Source organism: Mesorhizobium sp. M1A.F.Ca.IN.020.04.1.1 (assembly GCF_003997315.1).
Taxonomy (GTDB): Bacteria; Pseudomonadota; Alphaproteobacteria; order Rhizobiales; family Rhizobiaceae; genus Mesorhizobium.
Genome location: NZ_RZSN01000147.1, coordinates 1 through 14,981 on the forward strand (window position 1 = coordinate 1; position 14,981 = coordinate 14,981).

The 14,981-nt window shown below is 63.9% G+C and carries 14 protein-coding genes and 1 pseudogene; 10 read left to right on the forward strand and 5 right to left on the reverse strand.

Features of this window, described 5'->3' with window-relative positions; genetic code table 11:
- A partial coding sequence (locus EOA49_RS24145) for a biotin/lipoyl-containing protein (RefSeq protein WP_348626889.1) occupies nucleotides 1–537 on the forward strand: 537 nt, incomplete at its 5' end.
- 162 nt (nucleotides 538–699) lie between these two features.
- On the opposite strand, the gene EOA49_RS24150 is transcribed toward EOA49_RS24145, so the two are convergent.
- Together EOA49_RS24150 and EOA49_RS24155 are read right to left on the reverse strand one after the other, a co-directional pair.
- A complete protein-coding gene (locus EOA49_RS24150) occupies nucleotides 700–1,821 on the reverse strand; it encodes an ABC transporter substrate-binding protein (RefSeq protein WP_127240713.1) in 1,122 nt (373 codons plus the stop codon).
- A 379-nt stretch (nucleotides 1,822–2,200) separates the two neighbouring features.
- Nucleotides 2,201–2,467: a sel1 repeat family protein gene (locus EOA49_RS24155; RefSeq protein ID WP_066997543.1), complete on the reverse strand. Its 267-nt coding sequence runs from the start codon at nucleotides 2,465–2,467 to the stop codon at nucleotides 2,201–2,203.
- A gap of 435 nt (nucleotides 2,468–2,902) precedes the next feature.
- On the opposite strand from EOA49_RS24155, the gene EOA49_RS24160 reads away from it, so the two are divergent.
- From EOA49_RS24160 to EOA49_RS24175, 5 genes are all read left to right on the forward strand, one after another.
- Entirely contained in the window at nucleotides 2,903–3,244 is a 342-nt protein-coding gene (locus EOA49_RS24160; protein ID WP_127217155.1) for a DUF2147 domain-containing protein, read from the forward strand.
- A 207-nt stretch (nucleotides 3,245–3,451) separates the two neighbouring features.
- Nucleotides 3,452–3,604: a hypothetical protein gene (locus tag EOA49_RS32800; RefSeq protein WP_164747131.1), complete on the forward strand. Its 153-nt coding sequence runs from the start codon at nucleotides 3,452–3,454 to the stop codon at nucleotides 3,602–3,604.
- Between the two features lie 32 nt (nucleotides 3,605–3,636).
- Nucleotides 3,637–3,831: a hypothetical protein gene (locus EOA49_RS24165; protein ID WP_067321018.1), complete on the forward strand. Its 195-nt coding sequence runs from the start codon at nucleotides 3,637–3,639 to the stop codon at nucleotides 3,829–3,831.
- A gap of 127 nt (nucleotides 3,832–3,958) precedes the next feature.
- On the forward strand, nucleotides 3,959–5,419 hold the full coding sequence (locus tag EOA49_RS24170; protein WP_245299647.1) for an AMP nucleosidase: 1,461 nt from the start codon (nucleotides 3,959–3,961) through the stop codon (nucleotides 5,417–5,419).
- 138 nt (nucleotides 5,420–5,557) lie between these two features.
- Nucleotides 5,558–6,568, forward strand: a complete 1,011-nt coding sequence (locus EOA49_RS24175; RefSeq protein WP_127242172.1) for an endonuclease/exonuclease/phosphatase family protein — start codon at nucleotides 5,558–5,560, stop codon at nucleotides 6,566–6,568.
- 44 nt (nucleotides 6,569–6,612) lie between these two features.
- Here the strand turns inward: EOA49_RS24175 and EOA49_RS24180 are convergent, their stop codons facing one another.
- Nucleotides 6,613–7,206 carry a DUF922 domain-containing protein gene (locus tag EOA49_RS24180; RefSeq protein ID WP_066997555.1) on the reverse strand — a complete coding sequence of 198 codons (594 nt, stop codon included), beginning with the start codon at nucleotides 7,204–7,206 and terminating at the stop codon, nucleotides 6,613–6,615.
- 168 nt (nucleotides 7,207–7,374) lie between these two features.
- Entirely contained in the window at nucleotides 7,375–9,054 is a 1,680-nt protein-coding gene (locus tag EOA49_RS24185) for an electron transfer flavoprotein-ubiquinone oxidoreductase (protein WP_095823701.1), read from the reverse strand.
- A gap of 251 nt (nucleotides 9,055–9,305) precedes the next feature.
- Here EOA49_RS24185 and EOA49_RS24190 point away from each other — a divergent pair, with 251 nt between their 5' ends.
- The 3 genes from EOA49_RS24190 (at nucleotide 9,306) to EOA49_RS24200 (ending at nucleotide 11,840) form a co-directional block, all read left to right on the forward strand.
- Nucleotides 9,306–9,944 carry a hypothetical protein gene (locus EOA49_RS24190; RefSeq protein ID WP_067321008.1) on the forward strand — a complete coding sequence of 213 codons (639 nt, stop codon included), beginning with the start codon at nucleotides 9,306–9,308 and terminating at the stop codon, nucleotides 9,942–9,944.
- A gap of 68 nt (nucleotides 9,945–10,012) precedes the next feature.
- Entirely contained in the window at nucleotides 10,013–10,936 is a 924-nt protein-coding gene (locus EOA49_RS24195; RefSeq protein ID WP_095823702.1) for a uracil-DNA glycosylase, read from the forward strand.
- Between the two features lie 91 nt (nucleotides 10,937–11,027).
- A complete protein-coding gene (locus EOA49_RS24200; protein WP_127241824.1) occupies nucleotides 11,028–11,840 on the forward strand; it encodes a helix-turn-helix transcriptional regulator in 813 nt (270 codons plus the stop codon).
- 30 nt (nucleotides 11,841–11,870) lie between these two features.
- On the opposite strand, the pseudogene EOA49_RS24205 reads toward EOA49_RS24200, so the two are convergent.
- Nucleotides 11,871–12,719, reverse strand: a pseudogene (locus EOA49_RS24205) (DMT family transporter); the annotation flags it as partial.
- Nucleotides 12,720–12,871: 152 nt separating this feature from the next.
- Between EOA49_RS24205 and pepN the strand changes: the two are divergent.
- Nucleotides 12,872–14,981, forward strand: a 2,110-nt coding sequence (gene pepN / locus EOA49_RS24210) for an aminopeptidase N (protein WP_127243393.1), incomplete at its 3' end; no start/stop codon positions are given.

The window sequence follows — 14,981 nt, forward strand, 5'->3', positions numbered from 1 at the left end:
ACCGACGCAAGCACGGCGGGTCCGGCCGCCGATCCGTGGTCCTCGCTCGCCGGCTACGCGCATTTCCATACGCTGGCGCGCCGCACCCGGTTGCGTTACGGCGAGGAGAACATCCTGGCCCGGGTATCGGCGCGGCCTGACGGCCGCTTCCAGGTGGCGCTGGAGGCGCCGCATGACGCGATCAACGCGCACGACCTCAGGAGCATGCCGCGCAGCGCGCGCTGGCCGGGCCATGTCACGGTGTTCGAAGGAGCGGTCGGATATACATTCACGGTGCCGGATCCGCTGGCCAAGGCGGATGAGGCCGCGGCCGCGTCGGACAGCCTGCGCGCGCCGATGCCGGGATTGGTCAAGCTGGTGCGCGCGGCAGCGGGCGATACCGTTATCAAGGGCCAGCCGCTCCTGATCCTCGAAGCGATGAAGATGGAGCACACGATCGCCGCACCCCATGATGGGGTGATTGCCGAGATCGCGGCCGAAGGCGCGCAAGTGAGCGACGGCACGGTGCTGGTGCGGTTCGAGGACGCACGGGGCTGAGCTGCCGGTCGCCTTGGATCGGCAACGGGACAAACTGGCTGGGGCGGCAGGACTCCAGGGGGGCGCCGTAGAGCGCCGAACTGGCCTCCAAATCAGTGCCAAGGCACATACGAAAACGGCCGGGACAAATCCCGGCCATTTCCAATCGATCTGCAGAACGAATTACGGCTTGATCGGCGCGTATTTGCCGTCGTGCCACTGGTTGATGTCGTAGCTGGCGTTCTTCAGGTCGCCCTTCTCGTCGAAGATCACGTCGCCGACCACGGTGCTGATCGGCTTGCCGTCCTTCAGCGCCTCGGCGACCTTGGCCGGGTCGTCGGTGCCGGCGCGCTTGACGCCTTCGGCCACCGCCTGGATCACTGCATAGGAGAACAGCGTGAAACCTTCCGGTGTGAAGCCGCCTTGCTTGATCTTGGCCACGGCCTCCTTCGCTTCCGGCTTCGACTGCGGATCCGAGGGGAAGACGAACATCGTGCCTTCACCGGCCGGGCCGGCGATCTGCCAGAATTCCGGCGAGGCGATCGAGTCCGGCATGATCAGCTGGAACTTGACGTTCTGCTCCGCTGCCTGGCGCAGGATCAAGCCGGCCTCCGGATGGTAGCCGCCGAAATAGACGACGTCGGCCTTGAGCTCTTTCAGCTTGGTGACCAAAGCCGAATAGTCCTTCTCGCCGGCATTGATGCCTTCATAGTCGACCTCCTTGAGGCCGCCGGCATTCATGGTCGCCTTGACAGCATCGGCAACGCCCTGACCGTAGGCGCTCTTGTCGTGCAGGACGACGACGTTCTTGCCGGCATATTTCTTGGCGATCCATGGACCGATGAAAGCGCCCTGCGCATCGTCACGCGTGTAGAGGCGCATGATCGTCGGCCAGCCGGCCTTGGCCGCGGCGTCGGTCAGTTCCGGATTCGACGAGGCCGGGCTCATCATCAGGGTGCCGGCTTCGGCGTAGACGGCGGAAGCGGGAATGCTCGAGCCCGAGCAGGCATGGCCGTCGACGAACTTGACGCCGTTGGCAACGATGCGATTGGCGACCGACACCGCCTGCTTCGGATCGCATTGGTCGTCCTGGATGTCGATCTTGATCTTGTTGCCGTTGACACCTCCGGCGGAATTGATGGCATCCGCCGCGGCCTGCGCGCCCTGCTTGAACTGGTCGCCGATGTTGGCGAGCTGCCCGGTCATCGGGCCGACCACCGAAATCGTGATGTCGTCGGCGAAGGCAACCGATGCGCTCATCGTCAGGCCCAATGCGGCCGCGCTCAAAACACTCAATCTTTTCATGACAATAGAACTCCTCCACTTGCGCGCGGCCGTTCCGGCCACGCTTCTTCCAGAGAGCCGGGACAATTTCACCCTTCGCCGGAACTGTCGAGAGCACAATGTATCGGGATTTGGTTCATTTCGACGGGGAGTTCTTGGGCCAAGCCGCCGTTCCCATACAGGCGGAGACTGCGCAAATGCAAAAGCCGCGCCGGCCTTGTCCCGGCCGGTCGCGGCTTTTGCAGTCGAGCTTCCCGGCGCCCCGCGCGCCTGAACCCGCTCGCTTCCCTGTGTTGTCGCACGGCTTGAGTTCGTTGACCTGCCGCGTTCTTGGTCTGGTTAACCGGCCGTCTTTTTGCGGCCTTGTCCCTTAAGAGCTTCCGGGCCTTACCCCGCAAAATCAGTGCATCGTCATCCATTCGCGCGCTTCGCGCAGCGCCTTGGCGATCTCGGCCTTCGACATCGATGCCGACAATTCCGAGCGCAGCTCGGCGGCGCGGAGCGATCCCTTGATCGCGGCGATGTTGAACCATTTGTGGGCGGCAATGACGTCGGTCTCGCAATCGCGGCCGGTCGCATACATCATGCCCAGTTCGAAAAGAATGTCGGCCTGGGCAGTTGCCCCCATGGCGCCGAAGCCGGCTTCAAGCATTTCAAAGCGTGCCATTTCAATCCCCTGTCTGCTCCCGAGAGCTGCCTCCTTCTGTCCCTGGAAGTCCCCTGGGCGGGCCGCTCTTTCGATGCTTTCGAGGATGACGGCTCGCCTTGAATCCGTCGTTAAATGGCTTGCTTAATTTGAAGAAAACAAAGCTAAAACAAGAGGTAAACGCGAAGAACCGTTAAGCATAGGAATCCAGCAATTCAGCCGATCTGCGCCAAATTCGTCGAAAATTTGGGGCGCGGGAATCAAGACTTCGCTAACCACGGAAACCGAAGCCTTTTTCGCCATCCGTTCATTTTCAACGATCGACCCGGCCGAAATCCTTGCAAGCTTCCGTCGCGGCACGGCTTTCGTTTTGGCGATGGCTGGATTAGCTTTACGTTTGCGTAAGGGACAGAGAGGCGGAACGAGGCCCGCCGGAACCCTAAAGGAAGGACAAGCATGTTTCGAAAAGTCAGCCTGGCCCTGGCGGCCACCTTGATGATGGCAGGCGCCGCGTCGGCCGACCCGATCGAGGGCAATTGGAAGACGCAGGCCGGATCGACGGCGGCGATCGCCGGCGGCGGGGCGTTTTCCATCACGCTCAAGTCCGGCAAATATGCCGGCAAGACGATCGGCTCCTTCAAGGCGACCGGCGACAACAAGTACACCGGCACAATAACAGACCCGGAAACCGACAAGACCTATTCCGGCAAGGCGACGCTTTCCGGCACCTCGCTAAAAATGAGCGGCTGCGTTCTGGGCGGACTGATCTGCAAGACCCAGACCTGGCACAAGCTCTGACAGTCGAACGGATGACGATGCAAAAACGGGGCCCGGCGCCCCGTTTTCTTTTTGAGCGCCGTTTCTGAGCGCAACGCTGGACAAGGCACTTCGCAGGCCTTCGGCCGGTCATGACCCCATCAGCCAATTTGAACGGCAGATGAATATCGGTCTCAGAACCGGTTCAGAGGCGTTCGGGCATTCTCCTCGCCATTGAAGGAGAGACCAATGCTTGTCCGCCGCTTCACCATCGTCTGCCTGCTGATGAGCCTGTTCGGCATGTTCTTCGCCATCCTCGTGGCCGAAGCCGGCCGTCCGGCGCGCTCACCGCGAATGGCCGATACCTGCCGGCTGGACTGCATGAACCATTTCGGCCGCTGAAACGACCAATACTCGAAACCGGAACGACCACCATGAACCGCATCGCTGCCTCCACCCTCAAAGCTCTTCGGCTCCTGCCGCGGGCGATGCTCATCCTGATGGTGCTTGCCGCTCCTGTGCTGGCGGTGCCGATGATGCGCGCCGACGCCGGTTCGGTCATCGAGGCGCCAACGCCGAAGAAGGCAGGCATCGGCTTCGTGCTGCTGGTCAGCCTGCAGCGTGGCTGACACGGCCAGAGAAAAATACTCCGCAAGGCGGGCTTCGCGCCCGCCTCCCCCTCCCAAGCGCTCTTCCAAATCCCTATATTGGGCCATGGAAAAGCGAATCTACCCCCAAGCCATCGAATCGGTCGTCATGCCGGAGCCTTTCGGCAGGCAGAGTTTTGACGACGCCAAGAAGGCGGTCGCGGCGCTGGAGGCGCTCTACGACCGCAACACCAAATTCCTGCGCGATTCCTTCGCCAAGCTCGCCGCCGGCGGCGACGAGAGCAGGCGCTACCGGGCCTTCTATCCGCAGATCGGCGTCACCACCACCTCGTTCACGCAGATCGACTCGCGCCAGGCCTACGGCCATATGCCGACGCCCGGGCATTTTGCCACCACCATCACCCAGCCAAAGCTGTTCGAGAACTATCTCGTCGAGCAGCTTCGGCTCATCATGCGCAATCACGGCGTCCAGGTCACGGTGTCGGAATCGACGACGCCGATCCCGCTGCATTTCGCCTTCCTGGAGGGCACCTATGTCGATGGCACGGCTGCCGAGCGGATCAGGCGGCCGATCCGCGACCTGTTCGACGTGCCGGATCTCGACGGCACGGACGACCAGATCGCCAACGGCACTTTCGAGGTGGCGTTCGGCGAGCCGAGGCCGCTGGCGCCGTTCACGGCCCAGCGCATCGACTATTCGCTGCACCGCATGACGCACTACACGGCGACCAGCCCGCAGCATTTCCAGAATTTCGTGCTGTTCACCAATTACCAGTTTTACATCGACGAGTTCGTGGCGCGGGCCCGCGAGCTGATGGAGAGCGGCGGCGGCGGTTACAGCGAATTCGTCGAGCCGGGCAACCTCGTGACTAAGGCCGGGGCCGGCGCGGCGAGCGAAGGCACCCCGCCACAGCGCCTGCCGCAAATGCCGGCCTACCACCTGAAGAAGTCGGGCCATGGCGGCATCACCATGGTCAATATCGGCGTCGGCCCGTCCAATGCCAAGACCATCACCGACCATATCGCGGTGCTTCGGCCACATGCCTGGGTGATGCTCGGCCACTGCGCCGGCCTGCGCAATACGCAGGCACTGGGCGACTACGTGCTGGCCCATGCTTATGTGCGCGAGGATCATGTGCTCGACGACGACCTGCCGGTCTGGGTGCCGATCCCGCCGCTGGCCGAGATCCAGGTGGCGCTGCAGGAAGCGGTCGCCGAGGTAACGGGACTTTCCGGCTACGATCTCAAGCGCATCATGCGCACCGGCACCGTCGCCACCATCGACAACCGCAACTGGGAACTGCGTGACCAGCGCGGACCGGTGCAGCGCCTTTCGCAGTCGCGCGCCATCGCGCTCGACATGGAATCGGCGACGATCGCCGCCAACGGCTTCCGCTTCCGCGTGCCCTACGGCACGCTGCTGTGCGTCTCCGACAAGCCTTTGCATGGCGAACTGAAACTGCCCGGCATGGCGACGGAATTCTACAAGCGGCAGGTGGCGCAGCACCTCACCATCGGCATCAGGGCGATGGAGAAGCTGGCCGAAATGCCGATGGAGCGGCTGCATTCGCGCAAGTTGAGAAGCTTCTCCGAGACTGCTTTCCAGTAGCCGAGGCAACTCATCGTCTTGCCCGGGCCGCAATTTTGCCGATAAGCAGGCCTGAGCGAGACTATGTCGCTGCAAAAAGATGCCGGCGACATTCGGCAGAACACGACTGACATGACAACAGGCGGCGCGCGCTCAAACATGACGGCTGGGGTGGCATTCCTGGCGATGACGGCACTCACGGCCGCGCTGCTGGCCGGATTCCTCGGCGCGCTGCATCCAGCCCTCGATTCGTTCTCGCATTTTCGTATTCATCTGAGCGTGCTCACGGCGCTGCTGGCGGTGGCGCTGCTTGCCAGTTCGTACCGGCTGCAAGCGGCAGCAGCGCTGCTCTTCGCCCTCGCCTGCCTTGCCACGACGGCCAGCGCACTGCCCAGGTTGTGGCCGCAGCAGGCGGTCGCCAAACCTGCCGACCGTATCGTCTACAGCCTGCTGCAGATCAATCTTCGCTTCGACAATCCGACACCCAAGAAGGTGCTGTCGCTGATCGGCCGCACCAATCCTGACGTGATCACCCTCGACGAGGTGTCGGGAATGTGGACGAGAGAGCTCGGCTATATCACCGGCGCCTATCCGTACCGCATCCTCTGCCCCTACCCCAACGGCGTGTTCGGCGTCGCGCTGCTCTCGCGACGGCCTTTTGCCGCCGGCACGGCGCCGGATTGCGAGCCGCGCGGCGCGATGGCAACCGCCACGGTCGATTTCGGCGGCACCGGCGTCGATGTCGCGGCAATCCATTTGAGCTGGCCGTGGCCGCGCGAGCAGTACTGGCAGATCGGCGAGCTGGCGGAGCCGCTTGCCGCGCTCGGCGAAACCGCCATCATGGCCGGCGACTGCAACGCCGCGCCGTGGAGCGCTGCGGTGCGTCGTGTCGCCTCGCTCGGCGGACTGAGCGTGATGCCGTCGGCCGGGCCGACCTGGATCCATCGGAAGCTACCGGATTTCATCCGGCGCTTCGCCGGCCTGCCGATCGACCAGGTGTTCAGCAAGGGGGCCGTGACGATCCATTCGGCGACGCGGCTGGAAGACGCCGGCTCCGACCACTTGCCGGTGCTGATCGAGTTCTCGTTGCGGTCCGACGGCCGACAGCCCGAGGACGAGCATCAGTCGGCGCTGGCGGCAAACGCACAACTTGACAACACGGGCGGTTAGCGTCGCATTGCTTCCCGCCGCATCGCCGGTTTCTGCTTGTGCCGCTAAGGCCTGATCAAAGCAGCGACGAGGTGCTCGACATGACCGCCTTCGCGGTGCTCGCGGGCATCGAAGGCATTTTGCCTGGCCTCGTATTCGGCATAGACGGCCTGGATGCGCCGGCGCGCCTCGCTGCGCGCCTTGTAGCAATAAGGGTCGTTAGCGACCCTAAGACCGGTGATCGAGCGATCGGTGACGCGCATCATTTCCCGGGCAATGCGGCCATGGGTTCCCTCGTGGGCGCGCACGCCGGCGAAGAACCGGTTCCAGCGCTTCTTCAATGCAGGCGTGGCTGGCGACGCCAAGCGGGGGAAAGTGTAGAAGAGACTGAGCGTTCCGTTTGCCTGCCGTATCCGGCACGAGCCCTTGTCCTGGATAACGCCAAGCTCCCAGTCGGCCGTATAGGCGGTCTGGGCGATGGCATGCGTCATGAAGCCGTGCTTGGGACCTTTGCTGCCCATCGCCTCGATGAGCGCCGCGCCCGAATTGCCGGCAATGTCATAGGTGCGCGTCTGGACCAGCACCCTGGTGCCGGCCGAAGCCTGCGGCGCGCAGAGCGCGCCGAGAGCGACAAGGCATGTCAGAACCGCCATGCGCATAACCGTCTCCTCCCTATCCTTAGGGAAAGGGAACACAAGCAGGCAGCGGATTCAACAGCCTTGAGGTTGCGCCGTCGCAACCGGTATTGCTCGTCGGTGCCGCCTGTTACCCGGCTCTCGCCAGCCGCAGGATGGCGGCTGGCGAGCCGGCGCGGCCAGACGTGGGGCTCACATGCCTTGGTAGACCGGCCCCTCTCCGCCTTGCGGGGGCACCCAATTGATGTTCCGGTTCGGGTCCTTGATGTCGCAAGTCTTGCAGTGGACGCAGTTCTGCGCGTTGATGACGAAGCGCACGTCCTTGGCGGACGGGTCGGCAGCGGCATTGCCGTCCTTGTCCACCCACTCATAGACGCCGGCCGGGCAGTAGCGGGTCGATGGCCCGGCGAACACGTCGTGCTCGGAACGCTGCTGCAGCGCCATGTCGCCGACGATGAGGTGCACGGGCTCATTTTCCTCATGGTTGGTGTTGGACAAAAACACCGAGGAGAGCCGGTCGAAGGTCAAGACGCCATCCGCCTTCGGATAAGCGATTTTCTGGTGCTTGGAGGCGGGCTCGAGCGTCGCATAGTCGGCCTTGCCGTGCTTCAGCGTGCCGAAGGGCGAGAAGCCGAACAGCGTGTTCAGCCACATGTCGAGACCACCGATGCCGACACCGACGATGGTGCCGAAGCGCGACCACAGCGGCTTCACGTTGCGCACCTTCTTCAGGTCCCTGCCGATGTCGCTGCCGCGCCAGGCGTCTTCATAGGAGGCGAGCTCGTCATTGGCCCGGCCGGCGGCAATGGCGTCCGCGACATGCTCGGCCGCCAGCATGCCCGACAGCACCGCATTGTGCGAGCCCTTGATGCGGGGCACGTTGACGAAGCCGGCCGCGCAGCCCATCAGCACGCCGCCCGGGAATGAAAGCTTCGGCACCGATTGCCAGCCGCCCTCGGTAATGGCGCGCGCGCCATAGCCGATCCGCTTGGCGCCCTCGAAGGTGCCTCTGATCGCCGGATGAGTCTTGAAGCGCTGGAATTCCTCGAAGGGCGAGAGCCAGGGGTTCTTATAGTTCAGATGGACGACGAAGCCGACCGCCACCTGGTTGTCTTCGAGATGGTAGAGGAAGGAGCCGCCGCCGGTTTTCATGTCGAGGGGCCAGCCGAAGGAGTGCTGCACCAGCCCCGGCTTGTGGTTCTCAGGCTTGACCTGCCAGAGTTCCTTGAGACCGATGCCGAATTTGGCGGGCTCGCGGCCGTCGGCAAGCTGGTATTTGTCGATCAGTTGCTTGGCCAAAGAGCCGCGCGCGCCCTCGCCGATCAGCACGTATTTGCCCATCAGCGCCATGCCGGGGGCGTAGGCCGGGCCATGCGTGCCGTCCTTCTCGACGCCCATGTCGCCAGTGATCACGCCGGTCACGGCGCCGGCTTCGTTGTAGACAAGGCTCGCCGCGGCAAAGCCCGGATAAATCTCGACGCCGAGCGCCTCGGCCTTGGTTGCCAGCCAGCGGCAGACATTGCCGAGCGAGACGATGTAATTGCCGTGATTGTTCATCAGCGGCGGCATCAGGAAGTTGGGCAGGCGGAAGGACCCGGCGGGGCCGAGCACCAGAAAATGATCGTCGGTGACAGGCGTCTTGAAAGGGTGCCCTTCCTCCTCGCGCCAGCCCGGCAAAAGGCGGTCGATGCCGATCGGGTCGACGACGGCGCCGGACAGGATATGGGCGCCGACCTCGCCGCCTTTTTCCAGCACGACGACGGAAAGGTCGGGGTTGAGCTGCTTCAGACGGATCGCCGCGGCAAGGCCGGCCGGACCGGCGCCGACGATGACCACGTCGAATTCCATGCTCTCGCGTTCGATTTCGCTCATCTGCCCCTCGCTGGCTTGCCCTATTCTCGCATTTTGCTGGCTCACGCGCTGCATAGCGCATCAATTCGCGACGCGAAACCGGCGCTGACGTGACAAAGCCGATTTCGACAAAAAGTCGCGGTGTTCCATACGAAACGGCCATCGGACAGGCGACGGCGAAGCATAGGCCAGGGCCATGCAGTTGGAAGGCCAGGCCTGTCCGGCACGTTTTTAATTGTTCGACGGCTTGCTTATCGGCAATACTTGGCCCCATGCGCACTCCCGAGCCAATCGGCTTTTCATTGAAGCGCTTACTCTTCACGCTCGGCGTGCTCTGCCGCGCGGTTCTTCCGCTCCTCTTTTCGCTCGGCGCCGCCCAGGCCGATCCGCAAAAAGTCTGGGCGGCCGGCGCCTACTCCTTTTCCGACGAGCTCGGCGGCTTCCGCATCACCGGCGCTTCCGGAATTGGCACCAAGGATGACCCGCTGGTCATCACCGAGGAGCTGAATTCGGCGACGCCAGTGACGCTGACCATCCGCGCGATCCGGCCGATCGAAGCCTTCGGCAGGGCCGGCAACGTGGCCAATGGGGTTATGTACATGCGCATCGACGTGCTCAACAATAGCTCCCTGCCCTGGGTCGAGTTCCAGTTCGAGCTGCAGGAAATCCTCGACCAGCCGAGCGTGTTCGGCGACGGTCTCTCCTTCGACCAGCGCAACAAGAATCCCGACAACATCGTCTCGAGCAACTTCGCCGATTTCGACCGCCAGTTCGAACCCTATGACCGGCTCTTGTTCAAGAACGGCAAGGTCGACCCGCTGAAGACGGCGACGTTCGAGTTCCTGATCACCGACTACACGCCGCGCTGGACATTCTTCCTGGTGCAGGATCCGCGCATACCGACGGGCTGACAGACATTGCGCTGAATGGCGAATTCCCGGCGGTTGCAAATCTTTGCCGCGCGGACGATGGTGGCGCCATGACTGCCGCCTCCCCCAACAACCCGATCGATATCGCAGAGCTGCTGGCCTTCTATGCCAGCGCCGGCGTTGACGAGGCGCTGGAAGACACACCTGTCAACCGCTTCGCCGAGGCCAAGCCGAAGCAAGCCGAGCGCGCGCCGGCGCAGGCCGCAACCGCGCGTGAAAGCATGCCCCTGGAGCGGCCGGCATCGGAGCCCGGATTGGAGGCAGGCCGGGCGGCGGAACGGCCGGCGGCATCGACGGGACTTGACGCAAGCCAAGTGCCCGATGCGCCGCGGCGCCCGACGCTCACCACCGCCACGGTCCCCGACGAGGGGCAGATCAAGCTCGCGCGGCAGCTGGCGGCGAGCGCCTCGACGCTTGACGAACTGCGCCAGCAGATGGCGGCGTTCGACGGCTGCAATCTCAAATTCACCGCCAAGAACCTGGTCTTCGCCGACGGCAACCCGAATGCCGACCTGATGCTCGTCGGCGAGGCGCCGGGCCGCGACGAGGACCTCGAAGGGCTGCCCTTCGTCGGCCGCTCCGGACGGCTGCTCGACAGCATGCTGGCAGCGATCGGCCTCGACCGGACATCGGCCTATATTGCCAACGTCATCCCGTGGCGCCCGCCGGGCAACCGAACGCCGACGCCGCACGAGACCGAGATCTGCCGCCCGTTCATCGAAAGGCAGATCGAGCTGGTCAATCCGAAGGTGCTGGTCAATCTCGGCGGCCCTTCCGCCAAGACGCTGCTCAACACGACCGAGGGCATCCTGCGCCTGCGCGGCAATTGGCGCGTCCACACCACCCAGTCGGGCATTGCCATTCCAGCGATGCCGACGCTGCATCCGGCGTATCTGCTTCGCACGCCTGCACACAAGAAGCTGGCGTGGCGGGATTTTCTCGAGGTGAAGGCGAAACTGAGGGCGTTGGGGTGAAGCACCTCCCCTTCTCCCACAACAAGGGAGAAGGGGAGCGATAACCTCTAAGGTAATTGAATTACTCCCCTCGCCGGCCTACTCATCCCCCATGACAACACCCGACGTCTCCGCCGGCAGCCTCATTCGTGAGTGGCGCACGCGCCGGCGCATGAGCCAGCTCGGCCTCGCCATGGAAGCCGATATCTCGCAGCGGCATCTCTCCTTCGTCGAAAGCGGCCGCGCCCAGCCTTCGCGCGAGATGGTGCTGCATCTGGCCGAGCAGCTTGCCATTCCTCTACGCCAGCGCAACCAGCTTTTGCTCGCGGCCGGCTTCGCGCCGAGCTTCAGCGAAAGGCCGCTGACCGATACGACGCTGGCGCCGGCGATGGCTGCGGTCGAGACGGTGCTCAAGGGCCACGAGCCCTTCCCGGCGCTGGCGGTCGACCGGCACTGGAACCTCGTTTGCGCCAACGCGGCGATCGGCCCGTTCCTGGCCGACGTCTCGGAGCCGTGGCTGCTCAAGCCGCCGGTCAATGTGCTGAGGCTCAGCCTGCATCCCGGTGGCGTCGCGCCGCGCATCGTCAACCTCGCGGAATGGCGCGCGCATCTGCTCGAGCGCCTCAAGCACCGGAACGACGCCACCGGCGACTCCATGCTGATCGAGTTGGAGAAGGAATTGCGCGGCTATCCGTCCGGGCTGAGGAGCAGCCGGCCGGCGCCGGTCGAGCCAAGCGGCATCGTCCATCCGCTCAGGCTCGCGCATGGCGATCAGGTGCTGTCCTTCATCAGCACGATCACCGTCTTCGGTACGCCGCTCGACGTGACGCTGTCGGAGCTGGCGATCGAATCCTTCTTCCCCGCCGACGACCAGACGCGGACCGTGCTGGTGCGGCTGGCGAAGGAGCGGACGGCCGCTTCGTAGGCTTACCCCTGCGGCGGCGTGATTGTGGTTGCCGCCGATCAGCGTGTTGAGCGACGTCACATCGCCGAACACAAGATAGCCGATGACGACGCCGAGAATCATCGAGCTATATTCGAAAGGCGCCACGACCGAAGCCTCGGCGTGGCGGTAGGCGGCCGTCATCAGGATCTGACCGAGCCCGCCGCAGAAGCCGGCCATGACAAGCAGCGCGGCTTGCATCGGCGTCAGCATCTGCCAGCCGAAAGGCAGGGTGAGCAGCGCCAGCACGCTCGCCGTCGAGGAAAACCACAGCACGATGGTCGCCGTCTTCTCGGTCTGCACGAGATTGCGTACCAGAAGCATGGCGACGGCCGAGATCGCCGCGGCGATCAGCGCCGCCATGACGCCAAGCACCTCCTGGTCGTCGAGCGCCTCGTCGGAATGCAACAGCGTCAGTTCCGGCCAGGAAACGATCAACACGCCGACGAGGCCGAAGGCGACCGCGCTCCAGCGATAGACGCGGATCGTCTCGCCCAGGAAGATCGAAGAGAACACCACGACCAGCAGCGGCTGGGCATAATTCAGCGTGATCGCTTCGGGAAGTGGCAACCTGGTCAGCGCGAAGAAGCCGAGCCCCATAGCGCCGACGCCGACGACGCCGCGCGCGATGTGGTTGAACGGCCGTTTCGTGGTGAATGCGGTGGCGAGCTGGCCCTTGAAGGCCAGAAAGGCGATGATCGGCAAGATGGCAAAGAAGGAGCGGAAGAAGACGATCTGTCCGGCGGGCACGGCGCCGGCCGCCTTGATACAGGTCTGCATGCCGACAAAGACCGCCACGGAGACAATCTTCAGCGCAATGCCGCGCAGCATATTGTGGCCGACGGCATGATCGACGGTCATCTTGCCTCGTGACGATGGTCGGAAAACGAAGCCCAGAAATAGACCTTGGCGCAGTTTTGTCGAGTGACCGTTTGGTGTAAAGAGCGCGGACTTTAGAATTCCCTCACCAGCAAAGCCTACTGCCCACCCGAATTGATAGGAAAAACGACGGAATGCGCACAGATACCGGCCATGTCTTCAAGCTCGAAGACTACCGCCCCAGCGACTATCTCATTCCGCGGACCAGCCTCGATTTCCGTCTGTCTCCGGATGCCACCCGCGTCACTGCCGTGCTCACCGTCGAGCGACGCCAGGGGGTCGCCGCTTCTACGCAGCTGGCACTCGACGGCGACGGGCTGAAGCTGCTCAGCGTTGCCATCGACGGGCAGGTACTCCCGGAAGCCGACTATCAGGCTACGCCCGACCAGCTGATCATTCCGACGCCGCCGGCGGCACGGCGCTTCGAGCTTCGTCTCGAGACCGAGGTCGCGCCGTCCAGCAACGAGGCGCTGATGGGCCTTTATCGCTCCAACAATGTCTATTGCACCCAATGCGAGGCGGAGGGGTTTCGCCGCATTACCTATTTCCTCGATCGTCCAGACGTCCTCTCGGTCTACACCGTGCGCATCGAGGCGCCGCACAACGAGGCGCCGCTGCTGCTGTCCAACGGCAACCCCGTAGAAAGCAGGGCGCTCGCGGATGGCCGGCACTATGCCGTCTGGCACGACCCCTTCCCGAAGCCTTCCTATCTCTTTGCGCTGGTGGCTGGCGCGCTCGGCAAGGTCGCGGGAAGCTTCACCACCCTATCCGGCCGCAAGGTCGAGCTCGGCATCTATGTCGAGCCCGGCAAGGAGCGGCTCGCCGGCTACGCGATGGATGCGCTGAAGCGCTCGATGAAATGGGACGAGGAGGTCTTCGGCCGCGAATACGACCTCGACGTCTTCAACATCGTCGCCGTGTCAGACTTCAACATGGGCGCCATGGAGAACAAGGGCCTCAACATCTTCAACGACAAATATGTGCTGGCCGACGAGGAGACGGCGACCGATGCCGATTTCGCCAATATCGAGGCGATCATCGCGCATGAATATTTCCACAATTGGACAGGCAACAGAATCACTTGCCGCGACTGGTTCCAGCTCTGCCTGAAGGAAGGGCTGACGGTTTACCGCGACCACGAATTCTCGGCCGACCAGCGCTCGCGCGCGGTAAAGCGCATCGCCGAGGTGCGCACGCTGCGCGCGCATCAGTTCCCCGAGGACCAGGGACCATTGGCGCATCCGGTCAGGCCGCGCCGCTACCGCGAGATCAACAACTTCTACACGGCAACAGTCTACGAGAAGGGCTCGGAAGTGGTGCGCATGATCCGCACCATCCTCGGAGCGGAAACCTTCCGAGCCGGTATGGACCTCTATTTCGAGCGGCATGACGGCGAAGCGGCGACGATCGAGGACTTCCTCAAAGTGTTCGAGGACGTCTCGGGCCGAGACCTCGGGCAGTTCGCGCTCTGGTACCATCAGGCCGGCACACCGAACCTGACGGTGAGTTCCTCCTACAATGCGGCGGCCAAGGCATTCACGCTGGAGATCGAACAGTCGGTGCCGCCGACGCCGTCGGAAAGCCGCAAGCGGCTGATGCATATTCCCCTCGCCTTCGGCCTGGTCGGCGCCGGCGGCAAGCCTGTCGCCTGGACAGCCGTCGATGGCGCCACCGTCGAGGACGGCATCATCCATGTCCGAAAGCGGCGGCACACGGTGCGCTTCTCGGGGGTTTCGGAGCGGCCTTCGGTGTCGCTCAACCGCGGCTTCTCGGCGCCGATCACGCTCTCGGTGCAGCAGAAGGCCGACGACCAGTTCTTCCTGGCCAGCCATGACAGCGATCCTTTCTCGCGCTGGCAGGCCTTCAACACGCTGCTCACCGACGCGCTCATAGCGGCGTTCCGCCAGCTGCTGGGCGGCAAAGAGTCGGCCTTCGACGCAAAGCTCGCCGAGCTTGCCGGAAGCATTGCCCGCGACGAGACGCTGGAGCCGGCCTACCGGGCGCTGGCTCTGTCGCTGCCCGGCGAGGCCGATATTGCGCGCGACATCGGCCAGGGCATCGATCCCGACGCCATTTTCGTCGCCCGCGAGGCGCTGGCGCGGACGATTGCCATGGCGAATCGCGAGATCTTCTCGGCCCTTTACGCCAGCCTGGCCGACAACGGTCCGTTCACGCCCGACTCGGCAAGCGCTGGGCGCCGCGCGCTGCGCAACATCCTGCTCGATTACCTGTCGCTCCTGCCCG